Source organism: Kitasatospora sp. NPDC001225 (genome assembly GCF_053597855.1).
This window is the reverse complement of sequence record NZ_JBSFJC010000080.1, coordinates 24,288-41,376: the sequence shown is the minus strand read 5'-3', so window position 1 is coordinate 41,376 and position 17,089 is coordinate 24,288. Positions and strand designations below refer to the sequence as shown.

15 protein-coding genes are annotated in these 17,089 nt (G+C 74.7%); 7 read left to right on the top strand and 8 right to left on the bottom strand.

Features of this window, described 5'->3' with window-relative positions; genetic code table 11:
* The first annotated feature begins 244 nt into the window (after positions 1–244).
* The gene (locus ACWDCZ_RS25215; RefSeq protein WP_049659240.1) at positions 245–652 is read left to right on the top strand and encodes a YciI family protein; all 408 of its coding nucleotides are present in this window, start codon (positions 245–247) and stop codon (positions 650–652) included.
* 8 nt (positions 653–660) lie between these two features.
* A complete protein-coding gene (locus ACWDCZ_RS25210; RefSeq protein WP_387827581.1) occupies positions 661–1,818 on the top strand; it encodes an RNA polymerase sigma factor in 1,158 nt (385 codons plus the stop codon).
* A 21-nt stretch (positions 1,819–1,839) separates the two neighbouring features.
* On the opposite strand, the gene ACWDCZ_RS25205 is transcribed toward ACWDCZ_RS25210, so the two are convergent.
* The 5 genes from ACWDCZ_RS25205 to ACWDCZ_RS25185 form a co-directional block, all read right to left on the bottom strand.
* The gene (locus ACWDCZ_RS25205) at positions 1,840–3,150 is read right to left on the bottom strand and encodes a DUF58 domain-containing protein (RefSeq protein WP_117488066.1); all 1,311 of its coding nucleotides are present in this window, start codon (positions 3,148–3,150) and stop codon (positions 1,840–1,842) included.
* A 79-nt stretch (positions 3,151–3,229) separates the two neighbouring features.
* Positions 3,230–4,240, bottom strand: coding sequence for an AAA family ATPase (locus ACWDCZ_RS25200; protein ID WP_049659237.1), 1,011 nt, complete (start codon positions 4,238–4,240; stop codon positions 3,230–3,232).
* Positions 4,237–5,475 (bottom strand): DUF4350 domain-containing protein, encoded by a 1,239-nt coding sequence (locus ACWDCZ_RS25195; RefSeq protein ID WP_387968001.1) that lies wholly within the window; start codon positions 5,473–5,475, stop codon positions 4,237–4,239. Before ACWDCZ_RS25195 ends, ACWDCZ_RS25200 begins: the two co-directional genes overlap by 4 nt.
* Positions 5,472–6,164, bottom strand: coding sequence for a DUF4129 domain-containing protein (locus tag ACWDCZ_RS25190; protein WP_387968003.1), 693 nt, complete (start codon positions 6,162–6,164; stop codon positions 5,472–5,474). Before ACWDCZ_RS25190 ends, ACWDCZ_RS25195 begins: the two co-directional genes overlap by 4 nt.
* 5 nt (positions 6,165–6,169) lie before the next feature.
* A complete protein-coding gene (locus ACWDCZ_RS25185) occupies positions 6,170–7,357 on the bottom strand; it encodes a hypothetical protein (RefSeq protein ID WP_449817025.1) in 1,188 nt (395 codons plus the stop codon).
* 297 nt (positions 7,358–7,654) lie between these two features.
* Between ACWDCZ_RS25185 and mtrA the strand changes: the two genes are divergently transcribed.
* From mtrA to ACWDCZ_RS25170, 3 genes are read left to right on the top strand one after another with little or no spacing between them, the layout of a single operon-like run.
* On the top strand, positions 7,655–8,332 hold the full coding sequence (gene mtrA / locus ACWDCZ_RS25180; RefSeq protein ID WP_030247322.1) for an MtrAB system response regulator MtrA: 678 nt from the start codon (positions 7,655–7,657) through the stop codon (positions 8,330–8,332).
* 1 nt (position 8,333) lies between these two features.
* Entirely contained in the window at positions 8,334–10,439 is a 2,106-nt protein-coding gene (gene mtrB / locus ACWDCZ_RS25175) for an MtrAB system histidine kinase MtrB (RefSeq protein ID WP_449817024.1), read from the top strand.
* On the top strand, positions 10,414–12,306 hold the full coding sequence (locus ACWDCZ_RS25170; protein ID WP_449817023.1) for an LpqB family beta-propeller domain-containing protein: 1,893 nt from the start codon (positions 10,414–10,416) through the stop codon (positions 12,304–12,306). The genes mtrB and ACWDCZ_RS25170 overlap by 26 nt, the downstream gene beginning before the upstream one ends.
* A 61-nt stretch (positions 12,307–12,367) precedes the next feature.
* Here the strand turns inward: ACWDCZ_RS25170 and ACWDCZ_RS25165 are convergent, their stop codons facing one another.
* Positions 12,368–13,132 carry a ComF family protein gene (locus ACWDCZ_RS25165; RefSeq protein ID WP_449817022.1) on the bottom strand — a complete coding sequence of 255 codons (765 nt, stop codon included), beginning with the start codon at positions 13,130–13,132 and terminating at the stop codon, positions 12,368–12,370.
* Between the two features lie 368 nt (positions 13,133–13,500).
* On the opposite strand from ACWDCZ_RS25165, the gene hpf reads away from it, so the two are divergent.
* Both hpf and ACWDCZ_RS25155 read left to right on the top strand, forming a co-directional pair.
* Positions 13,501–14,196: a ribosome hibernation-promoting factor, HPF/YfiA family gene (gene hpf / locus ACWDCZ_RS25160; RefSeq protein ID WP_049657308.1), complete on the top strand. Its 696-nt coding sequence runs from the start codon at positions 13,501–13,503 to the stop codon at positions 14,194–14,196.
* Between the two features lie 270 nt (positions 14,197–14,466).
* On the top strand, positions 14,467–15,219 hold the full coding sequence (locus ACWDCZ_RS25155; protein WP_082346073.1) for a response regulator: 753 nt from the start codon (positions 14,467–14,469) through the stop codon (positions 15,217–15,219).
* Positions 15,220–15,231: 12 nt separating this feature from the next.
* Here the strand turns inward: ACWDCZ_RS25155 and ACWDCZ_RS25150 are convergent, their stop codons facing one another.
* Positions 15,232–16,440 carry a winged helix-turn-helix domain-containing protein gene (locus ACWDCZ_RS25150; RefSeq protein WP_449817021.1) on the bottom strand — a complete coding sequence of 403 codons (1,209 nt, stop codon included), beginning with the start codon at positions 16,438–16,440 and terminating at the stop codon, positions 15,232–15,234.
* A 76-nt stretch (positions 16,441–16,516) separates the two neighbouring features.
* Positions 16,517–17,074: a GNAT family N-acetyltransferase gene (locus ACWDCZ_RS25145; RefSeq protein ID WP_049657307.1), complete on the bottom strand. Its 558-nt coding sequence runs from the start codon at positions 17,072–17,074 to the stop codon at positions 16,517–16,519.
* Positions 17,075–17,089 lie beyond the last annotated feature (15 nt).

Sequence of the window (17,089 nt, the reverse complement as noted above, 5' to 3'; positions counted from 1 at the left end):
GTACTGCAGGGGGGACCCTGTGGGAGAGTAGGACGCCGCCGAACAATTCTTCAGAAGAACCCCCATCCGGGTCCCGGATGGGGGTTCTTCGCGTTTTCAGGGACTCTTCGCGTTGTGGGCCGGTTACGGGGCGGGCCGGAAAGAATCTTGGCCGGCCGTGTCGAGAACCCGTGCCCGGCACCGTCCCCGGAGTGGACGCGGCCACAATGGGTCGCACCAGCTCCGAGGATCCGAGGAGAAGACGATGGCCAAGTACCTGTTGCTGAAGCACTACCGGGGTGCCCCGAGCGCGGTCAACTGCGTGCCGATGGACCAGTGGACGCCGGAGGAGGTCACGGCGCACATCCGGTACATGCAGGAGTTCGCGGACCGGCTGGAGAAGACCGGCGAGTTCGTCGACGGCCAGGCGCTCGCACCCGAGGGGACGTGGGTCCGGTACGACGGCGAGGGGCGTCCGCCGGTCACCGACGGTCCGTTCGCCGAGACCAAGGACCTGATCGCCGGCTGGATGGTGATCGACGTCGACAGCTACGAGCGGGCCGTCGAGCTGGCCGGGGAGCTGTCGGCCGCGCCCGGGGCCGGGGGCGAGCCGATCCACGAGTGGCTGGAGCTGCGTCCGTTCCTGGCGATGCCGGCGACCATCACGGAGTGACGTCCCCGATGGACGAGGCCCTGCTGAGGAGTCTCACACCGAGCGTCATCGGAGTCCTCGTCCGCCGCGGAGCTGACTTCGCGGCGGCCGAGGACGCGGTGCAGGAGGCGCTGGTCGAGGCGGTCCGGCTCTGGCCGGCCGAGCGGCCGCGCGATCCCAAGGGCTGGCTGGTCACCGTGGCCTGGCGCAAGTTCCTGGACGCGACCCGGTCGGAGGCCGCCCGCCGGCGCCGGGAGGACCTGGTCGACCAGGAGCCGGAGCCGGGGCCCGCGGCCGCCGTGGACGACACGCTGCAGCTCTACTTCCTGTGCGCCCACCCGTCGTTGACGCCCTCGTCGGCGGTGGCGCTGACCCTGCGGGCGGTGGGCGGGCTGACCACCCGCCAGATCGCCCGGGCCTACCTGGTGCCCGAGGCGACCATGGCGCAGCGGATCAGCCGGGCCAAGCGCACCGTCTCGGCCGTCAGGTTCGATCAGCCGGGGGACGTCGCGACCGTGCTCCGGGTCCTCTACCTGGTCTTCAACGAGGGCTACTCCGGCGATCTCGACCTCGCGGCCGAGGCGATCCGGCTCACCCGGCAGCTCGCCGCGGTGATCGACCACCCCGAGGTGGCCGGACTGCTGGCCCTGATGCTGCTGCACCACGCCCGGCGGGCGGGCAGGACCGCGCCCGACGGCGCGCTGGTGCCGCTGGCCGAGCAGGACCGCGGCCGGTGGGACACCGGGCTGATCGCCGAGGGCATCGGCATCCTCCAGGGGGCCCTGGCCCGGGACCGGCTGGGCGAGTTCCAGGCCCAGGCGGCCATCGCGGCGCTGCACGCCGACGCGCCCACCGCCGGGGAGACGGACTGGGTGCAGATCGTCGAGTGGTACGACGAGCTCGTCCGGTTGACCGCCAGCCCGGTGGTGCGGCTCAACCGCGCGGTGGCGGTCGGCGAGGCCGACGGTCCGCGCGCGGGGCTGGCGGCGCTCGCGGAGCTGGACGACGCGCTGCCCAGGTACGCGGCGGTGGCGGCGTACCTCCATGAGCGCGACGGGGACCTGGTGGCGGCGGCCCGGTTGTACGCGGAGGCGGCGCACCGGGCGCCCGACCTTGCCGAGCGCGACCATCTGACCCGTCAGGCGGCCCGGCTCAACACGCTTCTGAAGGATCGTCGGACGGACTGAGTCCGGCCGGGGGAGCGGGGCTCAGAGCCGGCCGGCGGCCTTCAGCGCCAGGTAGGTGTCGGCGAGGGCCGGGGCGATCCGGGTCGGCGGGGCGTCCAGGACGGTGACGCCGTGGCGGGTGAGGTGCTCGGCGGTGGCCCGGCGGTCGGCCCGGGTCTGTTCGGCGGCCGCCGCGCCGTAGACGGCCTCCAGGGTGCCCCGCCCGGCGGCGAGGGCGTCCAGCTGCGGGTCGGCGACCGAGGCGAGGACGACCTCGTGGCGCTTGGTGAGCATCGGCAGCAGCGGACGCAGGCCGTCCTCGACCGGGGCCGCGTCGAGGCCGGTGAGCAGCACGATCAGCGAGCGCTGCGGCGCCATCTTGAGCGCGGTGGCGACCAGTGAGCGCATGTCGGTCTCGTGCAGCGCGGGTTCCAGCCCGGCCATCGCGTTGGTGAAGGCGGGCAGCACCTCGTGGGCCGAGCTGCCGGCCACCGCGACGCGCTTGCGGGAGTCGTGGGCGAGCAGGTCGACCCGGTCGCCGGCCCGGGTGGCGAGGGCGGTGAGCAGCAGCGCGGCGTCGAGGGCGGCGTCCAGGCGGGGCGCGTCGCCGACCCGGCCGGCCGAGGTGCGGCCGGTGTCGAGGACGACGAGGATGTGCCGGTCGCGTTCGGGGCGCCAGGTGCGGACGGCGACGGTGTTGCGGCGGGCGCTGGCGCGCCAGTCGATGGAGCGGACGTCGTCGCCGGGCAGGTACTCGCGCAGGGAGTCGAACTCGGTGCCCTGGCCGCGGGTCAGGACGGAGGTGCGGCCGTCGAGTTCGCGCAGCCGGGCGAGCCGGGAGGGCAGGTGCTTGCGGCTGGCGAACGGGGGCAGCGCGCGGACCGTCCAGGGGACGAGGTGCGAGCCCTGGCGGGCGGCCAGGCCGAGCGGGCCGAGCGAGCGGACCGTCACCCGGTGGGCGTGGTGGTCGCCGCGGCGGGTGGGGGTGAGCACGGTGGTGATCCGGCGCCGTTCGCCGCCGGGGAGGGCAAGGGTGTGCCGGGAGGCGGCCTCGGCGGTGCCGGGGCGCCAGGCGGAGGGGGCCCAGGCGTCGCGGACCAGGCCGCGGAGCGGCCGGCCGGACGGGTTGGTGACGGTCAGTTCGACGGTGGCGGGCTCGCCGAGCCGGACGGTGGTGTCGCCGGCCCGCCCGAACCGCAGGCCGCGGACCGGGGCGGCGAGCACCAGGTCGACCGCGACGGCGACCAGCACCGCACCGGTGACCAGGCCGATCCCGGTCCAGGACGGCAGCAGCAGGCCCACGACGAGCGCGCCGAGTGCGGCGAGCAGGGCGGTTCGCCCGGTGAGGGCCATGCGGTGCGCTCCTTCGGAAGCCCGTGCGTCGGAACCCGTGGGCCGGCGGCCGGAACGGGGGCGGTACGGCGGGGTGGGGTCAGCGGGGTGCGGGCGTCTGGGTGAGGACGGCCTGGATGACGGAGTCGGCGGTGACGCCCTCCATCTCGGCCTCGGCGCGCAGCGCGACCCGGTGCCGCAGGGTGGGCAGGGCGAGCGCCTTGACGTCGTCCGGGGTGACGTAGTCGCGGCCGGCCAGCCAGGCCCAGGCGCGGGAGGCGGCGAGCAGGGCGGTGGCGCCGCGCGGGGAGACGCCGATGGACAGCGACGGGGACTGCCGGGTGGCCCGGCAGAGGTCGACGATGTAGGCGAGGACCTCGGGGGAGACGGTCAGCTTGGCGATCTGCTCGCGGGCGGCGGCGACGTGCTCGGGGCCGGCGACCGGGCGGACGCCGGCCGCGCCGAGGTCGCGCGGGTCGAAGCCGGCGGCGTGCCGCGAGAGCACCTGGAACTCCTGGTCGCGGTCGGGCAGCGGCAGGACCAGCTTGAGCAGGAAGCGGTCCAGCTGGGCCTCGGGCAGCGGGTAGGTGCCCTCGTACTCGACCGGGTTCTGGGTCGCGGCGACCAGGAACGGGACGGGCAGCGGGCGCGCCTCGCCGTCCACCGTGACCTGGTGCTCCTCCATGGCCTCCAGCAGGGCGGCCTGGGTCTTCGGCGGGGTGCGGTTGATCTCGTCGGCGAGCAGCAGGTTGGTGAAGACCGGGCCGGGCTGGAAGGAGAACTCGGCGGTGCGGGCGTCGTAGACGAGCGAGCCGGTGACGTCGCCGGGCATCAGGTCGGGGGTGAACTGGATGCGCTTGGTGCCCAGGCTGAGCGCGGTGGACAGGGTGCGCACCAGCAGGGTCTTGGCGACGCCGGGGACGCCCTCCAGCAGCACGTGGCCGCCGCAGAGCAGGGCGACGACCAGGCCGGTGACGGCCGCGTCCTGGCCGACCACGGCCTTGCCGATCTCGGCGCGCAGGGCGGTCAGCGCGGCGCGCGGGTCGGTGGCGGGGGTGGCGGGCGCCGTGCCGGGGACGGGGCGGAGCTGGGCGGTTGCCTGGTCGGTCACGGGTTCCGTACCTGCCTTTCGAGGGCGTCGAGGTCGTCGGCGAGCCGCAGCAGTGCGGCGTCGTCGGTCGGGGGCGGGCCGTACAGCAGGGCCCGGACGTCCCCGGCGGGCCGTTCGGACAGCCGGTCGGCCAGGGCGACGCAGAGCGCGTCGGGGTCGGGTGCGCCGGCCTGGAGCGGGACGCCCAGGGCGGGGGCGAGGCGGTGCGCGGTGGCGCCGCGCAGGGCCTCGGCGGCGCGGCCGCGGGCCTTGGCGCGCCGGTAGAGGCGGGCGCGGCCCTCGGTGGTCTCGGCGGCGCGGACCACCACGGGCAGGTTCTCGCTGACCACCGGGCCGAGCCGGCGGCCGCGCCAGAGGGCGGCGAGCACGGCGGCGACGGCGAGCTGGTAGCCGGCCCAGTGCCAGCCGCTCGGCAGGAAGTCGCCGAAGCTCTTGGTGCGGGCGCCCTCGGGGAGCGGGGCGGAGTAGTCGGGCAGGTGCCAGGTGAGGCGGGGCTGCGAGCCGAGCAGGCCGAGGGCGAGGGCGGCGTCGCCGTCCTTGGCGAGTTCGCCGTTGTGCAGGAAGGTGCCGCTGCCGAGCACGACGACGTCGCGGTCGCCGTCGCCGGCCGGGAGGACGACCAGCGGGTAGCCGTGGGCGCGCGGGTAGCAGCCGGTGCCGCGGCTGCCGCTGGTGTAGAGCATGCCGCCCTGCTGGGCGCTGCCGGCCCGGACGGCCTCGGTGAGGGCGCACTCCGCGGGGGTGGAGCGGACGGAGGCGTACGGGAGCCCGCCGGCGTCGTCGGACAGCCGGATGCCGGGGGCGAGCGCGGTGAGCGCGGCCGGGCCGGGGGCGACCAGCACCAGCCGCCGGTGCCGGGCGGCGGCGACGGCGCGCAGCTGGGCGGGGTCGAGCAGGTCGGGTTCGGGCAGGACGAGGGTGTCCGGGCCGGCCGCGGCGGTGGCCGGGTCGGTGGTGAACTCGGCCTTGAGGCCCTGGCGTTCGAGCAGGGCGACGACGGCGTGGGTGCCGTCGCGGTCGTACGAGCGCGGGTCCAGCGGCGGGTAGCGGCGGTCCTGGCCGAGGGCGGACACGGCGGCGGCGCCGATCAGCAGGGCGGCGAGGACGGCCAGGTACCAGCGGGCGCGGCGCCACAGGCCGCGGGTGGTCGGGGCGAGGCTGGTCGCGGCGGCGGCGGCGGGCGGCTCGGCGACGGGCGGTGCCGCGGGTGCGGGGGCGGGGACGGTATTGGTCATGCCGCTCCTCCCGAGGCCGTAGCCGGAGCCGGTGCGGGGGGCGCGAGGACCGGGCGGGTGCGCTCCAGCGTCCGGTCGAGCTCGTGCAGCAGCCGGTACGCGCTCTGGTCGGCGGTGCGCTCGCCGTACGCGATGTCGTCGAAGGTCCGGGCGGCCGCGGCCAGCGCGGCGGCGTGCTCGGGCAGCGCCCGGCCGGCCTCGGCGGCGGCCTCGTCGGCGGTGCGGCCGGGGCGGTTGTCGAGCAGGGTGCGCTCCTCCAGGCCGCGCACCAGGGCGCGCATCTGTTCGCGGACGGCTTCGGTCCAGCGTCCGGCGGCGGCGTGCCCGGCGGCGTCCGTCCGGTACTGGTCGGCGCTGCGCGGGCCCTCGGCGCCGTACACGTCCTGGACGGTGCGGGCGGCGCGGCGGGGTGCGCCGAGGCGCCACCAGACCGCGCCGCCGATCAGCACCGCGACGATCAGGAAGAGGACCAGCCCGGTGGTGCCGGTGGTGCCGTCGCCGGAGATGCTGTCGAGCGCCTTGGCGATGTGGTCGTAGATCCAGTCCGTGACGCGTTGCAGTACGGACGGGTCGTGCTTGTGGTACTCCGCGTCGAGCAGCTCGTCGCGGGCGGCCTCGCGCGCCGGGTCACGCGGCACGGTGACGGGTGCGCCGCCCGCGGCGAGGAGCCTGTCCCCCCAGTTAGGCATCCGGTTCAGCGCCTCGCCGGTGCCGGGTCGCCCTGCGCGCCCCAGCCGGTGCCGCTCTGCTCGGGCAGGCCGGCCGCGCGGGCGAGTTCGATGTCCAGGGCCTCGCGGCGGATCCGCTGGTCGATGTAGACCAGCACGCCGACGGCGGCGATGAAGGGGGTGGTGAAGGTGCCGGCGATGATCCCGGCGACCGCCAGCAGGAGCAGCATGGCCACGCCCTGGTCGGCGGTGTCGGGCAGGCCTTGGGCGTCGAGGCTCTCGAAGCCGAGCAGCAGGCCGAGGAACTGGAACGGGACGACCACGACCATCGCGACGACGAGCGCCAGCACGTGGCCGAGCAGGTTGATGCCGAAGACCCGCCACCAGGCGCCGCGGACCAGCCGCCGTGAGCGCGACAGCGCCGTCAGCACGCCCTGCTTCTCCAGCATCAGGGCGGGCGCGGCGAGGCTGAAGCGCATCCACAGCCAGACGGCGACCGGCACGGTCAGCAGGCCGACCAGGGTGAGCAGGCCGGCGATGGCGACGGAGCCCTGGCCGGCGAGGGAGTAGCCGATCAGCGGGGTGAAGCCGAGCAGGACCACGCCGGGGCCGAGCAGGACGGTGAGCAGGGTCAGCCCGAGCAGCTGCAGCAGCCGGGGGCGGGCGTCGCGCCAGGCCTCCCCGGCGGTCGCCGACCGGCCGAGGACGGCGCGGCTGACCACGATGGTGAGCAGCGCGGTGGCGAACACGTTGAGCAGCAGTTCGAGCGGCAGTCCGGCCAGCATCCGCAGGGTCTGGGTGGCCTCGCCGGTCTTGCCCTTGACCAGCAGGTTGACCAGGAGGCTGCCGGCCTGGGCGACCACGGCGAGGCCGAGCGAGAGCGCGAGCACGGTGCGCCAGTGCCGGCGGACGGTGGTGACGGCACCGTCGAGCAGTTCGCCGAAGCTCAGCGGGCGCAGCGGGATGACGCCCGGCTTGGGGCTCGCCGGGGCGCCCCAGCCGTACGGGCGGTGGCCGCCGGGAGGCTGCTGGCCCCACCTCTGTCCCCACTGCTGTCCGTTCCCGGGGGCGCCGGCCGGGCCGGTCCAGCCGGGGGCGGCCTGTGGTGGTGCCGACGGCCCGGGCACGGCGGCGGGCGCGTCGGCCGGGGGCCGGGCGTCGTCGCGGGGCGGCTCGGACGAGCTGGGCGAGGCCCAGCCCGGGGTGTCGGTCATCACTGCTCCTCGGAGGGCGTCACGGGCGCGACTGCGAACGGATCTTCCGCCCGCGCGCAGCGCCCATCGTGCCATGGGGCCGGAAACCGGCCCCATGGCGATCCGGTTGCTGATCGGCAACGGTCCTCCGCGGCGGGTCGGGCGGTGGTCCGGCGCGGGTTCGCGGGGGGTCCGGAGGCGTTTCCGGGGGAGCATTCGCCCGGTATGGCCGGAATGCACCGGTGGGGGAGTTGGCCGTTCTGGAGCATTGGCACTGCTGTGCGGCAGGTCACAATCCGGTAATGAGAAGATGGACGCATGAAGGGACGCGTCCTCGTCGTTGATGACGACTCCGCACTGGCCGAGATGCTCGGTATCGTGCTGCGGGGTGAGGGTTTTGAGCCGTTTTTCGTCGCGGATGGGGACAGGGCGCTAGCCGCCTTCCGGGAGACCAAGCCGGACCTGGTCCTGCTCGACCTGATGCTGCCCGGCCGGGACGGCATCGACGTGTGCCGGCAGATCCGGGCCGAGTCCGGCATCCCGATCGTGATGCTGACCGCGAAGACCGACACGGTCGACGTGGTGGTGGGCCTGGAGTCGGGGGCCGACGACTACGTCACCAAGCCGTTCAAGCCCAAGGAGCTGGTGGCCCGGGTTCGCGCCCGGCTGCGCCGCGCCGAGGAGCCGACGCCCGAGCAGCTGACCATCGGCGACCTGGTGATCGACGTGGCCGGCCACTCCGTGAAGCGGGACGGCCGGGGCATCCCGCTGACCCCGCTGGAGTTCGACCTGCTGGTCGCGCTGGCCCGCAAGCCCTGGCAGGTGTTCACCCGCGAGGTGCTGCTGGAGCAGGTCTGGGGCTACCGCCACGCGGCGGACACCCGTCTGGTCAACGTCCATGTGCAGCGCCTGCGTTCCAAGATCGAGAAGGACCCGGAGCGCCCCGAGATCGTGGTGACCGTCCGCGGCGTCGGTTACAAGGCGGGACCCAGCTGACGTGACGGAGCGGGCAGACGACACCCCGTCGGGTTCCGCGACCGACGGGGCGGGGGCCGTGCGCGGCGACGTGCTGAGTTCGACCACCCGTCGCCGACGCGGCCCTTCCGGCGTGTTCGCGCTGGTGAAGCGTCAGCTGCGCCGTCCCGCGCACCGGGTGGCCGCGCTGTACCGCCGGTCGATCCAGCTGCGCGTGGTCGCGGTGTCGCTGCTGGCGTCCATCGCGGTCGTCCTGGTGCTGGGCGTGGTCGTGGTGGCGCAGGTGCGCACCGGCCTGCTCGGAACCAAGACGGACGCCGCCCGCGCGCAGGCCCGGATCGGCTTCCAGGTCGAGCAGAAGAAGATCGACGAGGCCCGGGACCAGAAGCTGCGGGGCACCGCCGACCCGACCGTCGACGAGATCGGCACCTGGCTGCTGCGGCAGGTCAACGACCTGGCCGGGAGCGGGCAGACCGTCTACTCGGTGATCGCGATGTCCCCCGGCACCGGCGCCGTCGTCCCCGACGGGGGCGGCTTCGCGCCGCGCTACTCGGGCGACATCCAGCCGATCAGCATCCCGGACACCCTGCGGGCCAAGCTGGCCGCCGAGCCCGGCCAGATGTTCGACCAGCCGACCCGGATCCAGCGCTCGCCCGGCAGCAGCGTCACGTCCGAGCCAGGGCTGGCCCTCGGCATGCAGTTCCGCGGCCCGGCGGAGACCTCGTACCAGCTGTTCTACGTCTTCTCCTTCGGTCAGGAGACCGACACCCTCAACCTGGTCACCGGCACCCTGGCGACCGCCGGGGTGTTCGTGGTGATCCTCATGGGCGGCATCGCCTGGGTCGTGGTGCGCCAGGTGGTCACCCCGGTCCGGATGGCCGCCGGGATCTCCGAGCGGCTCGCCGACGGGCACCTGGAAGAGCGGATGAAGGTCACCGGGACGGACGACATCGCCCGCCTCGGGGAGTCCTTCAACCGGATGGCCAACGCCCTCCAGGCGCAGATCCGCCAGCTGGAGGAGCTGTCCCGGGTGCAGCGGCGCTTCGTCTCGGACGTCTCGCACGAGCTGCGCACCCCGCTGACCACGGTCCGGATGGCCGCCGACCTCATCTACGACAGCCGCGAGGACCTGGACCCGATGGCGGCCCGCTCGGCGGAGCTGCTGCAGGGCCAGCTGGACCGCTTCGAGTCGCTGCTCGCCGACCTGCTGGAGATCAGCCGCTTCGACGCCGGCGCCGCGATCCTGGACGCCGAGCCGGTCGACCTGCGCGAGATCGTCGCCCGGGTGGTGGAGGCCGCCGAACCGCTCGCCGAGGCCAAGGGCAGCGCCGTGGTGATCCGCGGCGACGGCGAGCCGGTGCTGGCCGAGGTGGACTCCCGCCGGATCGAGCGCATCCTGCGCAACCTGGTGGTCAACGCGCTGGAGCACGGCGAGGGCCGCGACGTGGTGGTCCGGCTGGGCTCGGCGGACGGCGCGGTCGCGGTCGGCGTGCGCGACTACGGCATCGGCCTCAAGCCGGGCGAGGCGTCCCGGGTGTTCCACCGCTTCTGGCGGGCCGACCCGTCCCGGGTGCGGACCACCGGCGGCACCGGCCTCGGCCTGTCCATCGCGGTCGAGGACGCCCACCTGCACGGCGGCTGGCTCCAGGCCTGGGGCGAGCCCGGCGGCGGCTCGCACTTCCGGCTCACCCTGCCGCGCACCCGCGGCGGCGAGATCAGCCGGGCGCCGTTCCGGCTGGAGCCGGAGGACTCCCGCAACAACCGGGGCCTGGGCGCGCAGGGCACGCCGTACCGGCGGGCGATCAGCCCGGCCGGCTCGACGGCGACGGCCGCCGTCGAGGAGCAGGCGGAGACGCCGGAGACGGTGAGCGGCGGCCTCGGCAGCGGGCTCGGCGGGGTGCTGAACATCGGCCCCGGGCTGGGCCGGCGCAAGCTGCCGGAGGGTCCGCGCGCGGACCCCTCGGGCGTGTGGACGGCCGCCGGGTACGGGGCCACCGGCGCCCAGGTGATGGTGGACCCGACGCCGGGACGGCCGTCGGTGGCACAGCGGACGGCGGAGCCGGACGCGACGGGTGGGACGACGGACGCGGAGGGGTCGCAGCGTGCGAAGGACGAGCAACAGGACTGAGCCGCGGCTCCTCGCGGTGGTCGGCGGGCTGCTCGGCGCCCTGGTGGCGAGCGGCTGCGCGGCCATGCCGGATTCCGGCGGCATCACCAGGGTGGAGCTCTCCCAGGGCTCGGCCGACAAGGACCTGCAGGCCCGGGTCTACCCGGTGGCGCCCGCCCGGGGCGCCAAGCCGCGCGAGCTGCTGAACGGGTTCCTGGACGCGGTGACCGCCGACGAGGGGTACGACACCGCGCGCAAGTACCTCACCGAGAGCGCCGCCGCCACCTGGAACCCGGACGCCGGGACGAAGGTGCTCTCCGCCACCGGCATCCCGGTCGGCCAGGACGTCACCGACGCGGACACCACGGCGTCGTTGCAGGTGAGCGGGCAGCTGGTGGCCGGCGTCGACGAGCGGCACTCGTACGCGCGGGTCGCCGGGCAGAACAACGACTCGTCCGACTTCACCTTCGTCCGGCAGAAGGACGGCGAGTGGCGGATCGACAAGCTGGCGCCCGGCGTGATCATGAACGAGACGAACTTCCGGAACAGCTTCCGGCAGGTCGAGCGGTTCTTCTACACCGCGCCCGACCCGTCCTCGGTGGTGTCCGGGAGCACCGGCCAGGAGGTGCTGCTCGCCGACCCGGTCTACCTGCGGCGCCGGATAGACCCGCTCACCTCGGCCGTCCGGGCGCTCGTCGACGGCCCCTCCGTCTGGCTCTCGCCGGTGGTCCGCACGGCGTTCCCGGCCGGCACCACGGTCGACAAGGTGAGCATCGACGACAACCGGGTCGCCCACGTGCAGCTCGGCAAGGCGGACACCGGCGAGCCGATGGCCTGCCGGCGGATGGCGACCCAGCTCTTCTACACCGTCGCCGACCAGGGCAAGGGCCAGATCACGCGGCTGGAGCTGAAGGGGCCGCACGGCTCCTGCACGGCCGCCCGCGGTGACTCGCCGTCCACCGGCCCCGGTGCCCTGGCCGGGTCGACGACGGCGACGCAGTACTACCAGCGTGCCGACGGAGCCCTGGTGGCGACCGACGAGGTGCGCCCCGGCGATCCGGTCCGCGGGGTCCTCGGCAAGCCGCAGTCGAACACCAAGCCGCCGCTCGGCGCCTTCGCGGTCAGCCGCACCGGCTCCCAGGCCGCCGCGATCAGCGAGGACGGCCACCAGGTCTGGTCGGTGCCGCTGTCGGACAGCGCGGTGGCCATGGGCGAGCCGGTGCTCACCTCGCCGGCCAAGGGCGGCGACAAGGAGGACGGCTTCGCCTCGCCCACCTGGGACGGCCGCGGCGACCTCTGGGTGGTGGACCGCAACAAGCAGGCCCCGCGGGTGGTGATGGTGCGCGGCGCCAAGTCGTACACCGTGCCGGTCGAGGGGCTGACCGGCCAGACCGTGCAGGCGCTGAAGATCTCCTCGGACGGCGTCCGGGTCGCCGTGGTGGCCAGGACCCCGGGCTCGGCCGTCCGCTCGCTGTGGTTCGGCCTGGTCGTGCACGACGGCACCCCGCAGGCGCCGACCGTGAAGATCACCGCGCTGCACCGGGCCGCTCCCACGCTCACCGACGTCGCCTCGGTGTCCTGGGCGGAGACCGACCAGCTGCTGGTGCTCGGCAAGGAGGCCGACCGGACCCAGCAGCTGTACTTCATCAGCACGGACGGCTCGCAGAGCACCGAGACCCAGCTGCAGAGCGCCGAGAGCATGCTGACCGTCTCGGCCTCGGAGTCCCGCGGGGACAGCCTGACCCAGACGCCGCCGGTGCTCGCGATGGGCGAGGTCAAGCAGACGGACGGCAAGCCGAGCGAGATCAAGGCCTTCCGCCTGGTCAACAACCAGTGGCGGGAGACCTCGCTGATCGACAAGCCGCGGTCCTTCTTCTACGCGGGCTGACGCCGCGTCCGGGCGGGGCCTCCGGCCCGGCCCGGCGGGGTGTCGGCGGCCGCGGTGACGGTCAGTCGGACGGGCGCACCGTGGCCGCGACGGTGGCGCCCGCCCGGACCGGGAGGCCGGCGTCGGCCAGCGCCCGGGCGGCCTCGGTGAGGCTGGCCCCGGTGGTCACCAGGTCGTCCACCAGCACCGGGTGACGGCCCGCCAAGCTCCCCGGTCCCGCCAGGCTCCCCGGTCCCGCCAGGCCCGCGCGCCCGGTCCGGGCGCGCGGCAGCACGGTGAGCGCGCCGTGCAGGTTGCGGCGCCGTTCGGCCGCGTTCAGCCCGGCCTGGTCGGCGACCGGCCGGGCGTGCCGCAGCAGCGGCGCGGCCCGCACGTCCAGGCCGGCCCTGCGCAGCGAGCGGGCGGCCGCCCCGGCCAGCCGCAGCGTCGGATCGTGCCCGCGGGCGCGGACGGCCGAGCGCGCCGAGGGCATCGGGACCAGCAGCAGAGGTGCGGCCCCGGCTCGCGCCCCCAGGGCGGAGCGCACCGCCCGGCCGAGGGCCTCGCCGAGCGGCGCGGCCAGCCGCAGCGCGCCCCGCTCCTTGTGGGCGAGCAGCAGCTGCCGGACCGGACCGGTGTACGGCGCGGCGGCGTGCGTCCAGGGCAGCGGGGTGGGGGCGGGCCGTGCGGTGGCCAGCGCGTGCCGGCAGGCCGGGCAGAGCTGGGTGCGCTCGCTGCCGCAGCCCGCGCAGTCGGCGGGCAGCAGGACGTCCAGCAGCCCGGCCAGTGCGTGGCCGAACGGCCCCTGGGCGGACGGCGGACGGGCGGGGGAGGGGAACGGCGGCACGGCTGCTCCTGGCGGCGGCAGGCACGGAGAGTCAGCACAGAATCGGCCGTACGGGGGGCGTTGTCCAGGTATTTACCCTTACTTCACCCGCGAGAGGGTAGACAGGGTGGACCAGCTTGACCGCCCGACCGCAGTATCGGGTCATACCCTCCTTATCGCCTGGGGAGGCGAAAAACCCGTGTGAGGTGTTCGATAAGGCCCAGGGGGTTTCAAACGTCCCTGGTGGGGAGGAAGTGAGGTGAGGGCCAGTCGTTTCCGCCGCTGGCGGCGGGGACGGGGGGCCGGCAGTGGATGGGCTGGTCCAGCTGGGTCTCAGTCCGGTCCGGTAGCACCCGGATCGGCGTCAGCACGAGGGATCGGAGTTCTGCGTGGACATCGTCGTCAAGGGCCGCAAGACCGAGGTGCCCAAGAGGTTCCGCGAGCACGTGGCCGAGAAGCTGGAGAAGGTCCAGAAGTTCGACGCCAAGGCCATCAGCCTCGACGTCGAGGTGTCCAAGGAACACAACCCGCGGCAGGCCGACCGCTCCGACCGGGTGGAGATCACTCTCCGCAGCCGCGGCCCCGTGATCCGGGCGGAAGCCGCCGCCGGTGACCCGTACGCGGCGCTCGACCTGGCTTCCGCGAAGCTCGACGCGCAGCTGCGCAAGTCCGCGGACCGGCGTCGGGTGCACAAGGGCGGCGCGAACGGCCGCACCCCGATCAGCGTCGCCGAGGCGACCGCGGCCCTGGCCGCGCTGCCGGAGACGACGGCGCCGGAGGGCGAGACGAACGGCGCCGTCCGCAAGACCATGATGGGATCCCTGGAAGTGGAGGGCGAAGGCCCGCTGGTGGTCCGGGAGAAGACGCACCCGGCCGCCCCCATGGCGCTGGACCAGGCGCTCTACGAGATGGAGCTGGTCGGCCACGACTTCTACCTCTTCGTGGAGAAGGACAGTGGCCTGCCGAGCGTGGTCTACCGCCGGCACGGTTACCACTACGGCGTCATCCACCTGCAGACCGACCTCGCGGCCGGCCCGGGTGGCGGGGCGGGCGGCGCGATCGGCGGGGCCGACGACGAGGACTGACCGTCCGAACAGCGATGGAGGGGTGACCCCGGCGGCCGTGGCCGCCGGGGTCACCGGCGTTCGGGGGCGGTTGGGTTCGAACGGCGGCACGGTTCGAACAGCGGTGCGTCGAGGGTGCGGTGTGGTTCCAACGGCGGTGCGTCGAGGGCGGTCTCGCGCCCCGGACGGACGGGTCACCCGTTGCGGGGGAATCGGCATCGGAGCGTGACCGGGGCGGCGCCGGGGCGTGGAATGATTGGCGCACGACGACCCGCGAAGGGGGAGGAGCGGATGGGGGATCACTTCGGGCTGGGGCCCGGGGTCGGGCCAGGGCTGCCGTTGGGGGCGGAGGATGAGCCCGCGTACGAGCCGCACCGGGGTGAACCGATCCGCGTGTTGGTGGTGGACGACCACGCGCTGTTCCGTCGGGGGCTGGAGATCGTCCTCGCGGAGGAGCCGGACATCAAGGTCGTCGGCGAGGCGGGGGACGGCGCCGAGGCCGTGCTGAAGGCCGCCGACCTGCTGCCCGACATCATCCTCATGGACGTCCGGATGCCGCGCCGCAGCGGGATCGAGGCCTGCACGGCGATCAAGGACGTGGCACCGAGCACCAAGATCATCATGCTGACGATAAGCGACGAGGAGGCCGACCTCTACGAGGCGATCAAGGCGGGGGCCACCGGCTACCTGCTCAAGGAGATCTCCACCGACGAGGTCGCCACCGCGATCCGCGCGGTCGCCGACGGGCAGTCGCAGATCAGCCCCTCGATGGCGTCCAAGCTGCTCACCGAGTTCAAGTCGATGATCCAGCGCCGCTCCGACGACCGGGACCTGGTGCCCGCGCCCCGGCTCACCGACCGGGAGCTGGAGGTGCTCAAGCTGGTGGCGACCGGGATGAACAACCGGGAGATCGCCAAGGAGCTGTTCATCAGCGAGAACACCGTGAAGAACCACGTGCGCAACATCCTGGAGAAGCTCCAGCTGCACTCGCGGATGGAGGCGGTGGTGTACGCGATGCGGGAGAAGATCCTCGAAATAGGGTGAGCCTGGCGGGACTTAGCGGTCCGCCAGCAGCTTCTCCAGGGTCGGGCGCAGCCGCTCGTCGTGCAGCGTCCCGACCCGCACCGCGTCGCAGCCGACCCAGTCGGCCGCCTCGCGCAGCGCCGTCGCCAGCGCCTCGACGTGCCGGGCGCCCCGCCCCGGACCGTCCAGGGAGACCTGCCGGGCGACCAGGGTGCGCCCCTCGCGGGCCGGGTCGACCCGGCCGACCAGCCGGCCGCCGGCCAGCAGCGGCATCGCGAAGTAGCCGTGCACCCGCTTGTGCTTGGGCGTGTAGGCCTCCAGCCGGTGCGTCATGCCGAAGATCCGCTCGGTGCGGGCGCGGTCCCAGACCAGCGAGTCGAACGGCGAGAGCAGCGTGGTGCGGTGGCGCCCGCGCGGGGCGGTGGCGAGGGCGGCCGGGTCGGCCCAGGCCGGGGCCGGGGCGCCGTCCGGGCCCCAGCCGGCCACCTCGACCGGGACGAGCCCGCAGTCGGCGAGCACCGGGTCCAACTGCTCGGCGCGCAGCCGGTGGTAGTCCAGCAGGTCGGCCCGGGTGGCCACGCCGAGCGCGGCGCCGGCCTGGGCGACCAGGGTGCGCACGCACTCCCCGTCCGACCGCTCCTGCCCCAACAGGGCGTCCGGGATGGCCTGTTCGGCCAGTGCGTAGACCCGCTTCCAGCTCCGGCGCTCGGTGCAGACCACGTCGCCGAAGGCCAGCGCGCGCTCGACCGCGATCTTGGTGTCGGACCAGTCCCACCACTCGGCGGTCTTCTTGGCGCCGCCCAGCTCGGTGGAGGTCAACGGCCCCTCGGCCCGCAGCTTGTCCAGCACGGCGCGGTAGGTCTCGGGCGGGACCTGGTGGCCCCAGAGGTGGCCGCGGTCGCGGTAGCGGCGGCGCCGGAAGGCGAACAGCGGCCACTCCTCGACCGGCAGGAGGCAGGCCGCGTGCGACCAGTACTCGAAGCTCGTGCCGCCGCCCCAGTACGCCGCCTCGACGGCCGGGCGGCCGACCGCGCCGAGGCGGGCGTACGGCACCAGCTCGTGCGAGCGGGCGAGCACCGAGATGGTGTCCAGCTGGACGGCGCCCAGGTGCCGCAGCACCCCGCGCACCCCGCCGCGGCGGTCCGGCGCGCCCAGCAGGCCCTGGGCGCGCAGGGCGATCCGGCGGGCGTCGTCCGCGCTGAGGACGGCGGCGGGGGCGGGGCTGGCGGCAGCGGCGGTCATGCCGGGGAGCGTAGTCCGGGGCACCGACAGCGCGGGCCCGGGGCCCGGACGGAGCGCCCGGGTCCGGGCGGAGGGCTCAGGCCAGGTCGGAGGGCAGCAGGGAGGCGATCCAGGAGTCGTGGAAGGCGCCGCGCTGCTCGGCGTACGAGCGCAGGGTGCCCTCGAAGCGGTAGCCGGCCTTCTCGGCGACCGCGCGGGAGCCGTCGTTGCCGACGTAGGCCAGCCACTCCAGGCGGCGCAGGCCCAGCTCGCGCAGGCCGTAGTGGGAGACGGCGCGCGCGGCCTCGGTGGTGTAGCCGCGGCCGCGGAACTCCTTCACGGCCCACCAGCCGATCTCGGCGCAGCCCGGGTCCTGGGGGCGCAGGACGAGCCCCTGGGAGCCGACCAGGGTGCCGGACTCGCGCTCGAACACGCACCAGATCAGGTTCGCCCCGGTGCGCCGGCCCTCGATGGCGAGATCGCGTACGAAGAACTCGGCGTCCTCGCGGCGGTAGGGCGACGGGACGACCGTCCAGCGCTGGATCTCCGGATCCTGGCAGGCGGCGTAGACCGCGTCGATGTCCGACTCCTGCGGGGGGCGCAGGACCAGTCGGTCGGTGGTGAGGGCGGGAAGTTCGGCGCGAAGTTCGTCCATGAACGGATTATTCCG

Coding starts and splice junctions, on each gene's coding strand:
- ACWDCZ_RS25215 (WP_049659240.1), top strand. CDS start 245: ATGGCCAAGTACCTGTTGCTGAAGCACTACCGGGGTGCCCCGAGCGCG.
- ACWDCZ_RS25210 (WP_387827581.1), top strand. CDS start 661: ATGGACGAGGCCCTGCTGAGGAGTCTCACACCGAGCGTCATCGGAGTC.
- ACWDCZ_RS25205 (WP_117488066.1), bottom strand. CDS start 3,150: ATGGCCCTCACCGGGCGAACCGCCCTGCTCGCCGCACTCGGCGCGCTC.
- ACWDCZ_RS25195 (WP_387968001.1), bottom strand. CDS start 5,475: ATGACCAATACCGTCCCCGCCCCCGCACCCGCGGCACCGCCCGTCGCC.
- ACWDCZ_RS25190 (WP_387968003.1), bottom strand. CDS start 6,164: ATGCCTAACTGGGGGGACAGGCTCCTCGCCGCGGGCGGCGCACCCGTC.
- ACWDCZ_RS25185 (WP_449817025.1), bottom strand. CDS start 7,357: ATGACCGACACCCCGGGCTGGGCCTCGCCCAGCTCGTCCGAGCCGCCC.
- mtrA (WP_030247322.1), top strand. CDS start 7,655: ATGAAGGGACGCGTCCTCGTCGTTGATGACGACTCCGCACTGGCCGAG.
- ACWDCZ_RS25155 (WP_082346073.1), top strand. CDS start 14,467: ATGGGGGATCACTTCGGGCTGGGGCCCGGGGTCGGGCCAGGGCTGCCG.
- ACWDCZ_RS25150 (WP_449817021.1), bottom strand. CDS start 16,440: ATGACCGCCGCTGCCGCCAGCCCCGCCCCCGCCGCCGTCCTCAGCGCG.
- ACWDCZ_RS25145 (WP_049657307.1), bottom strand. CDS start 17,074: ATGGACGAACTTCGCGCCGAACTTCCCGCCCTCACCACCGACCGACTG.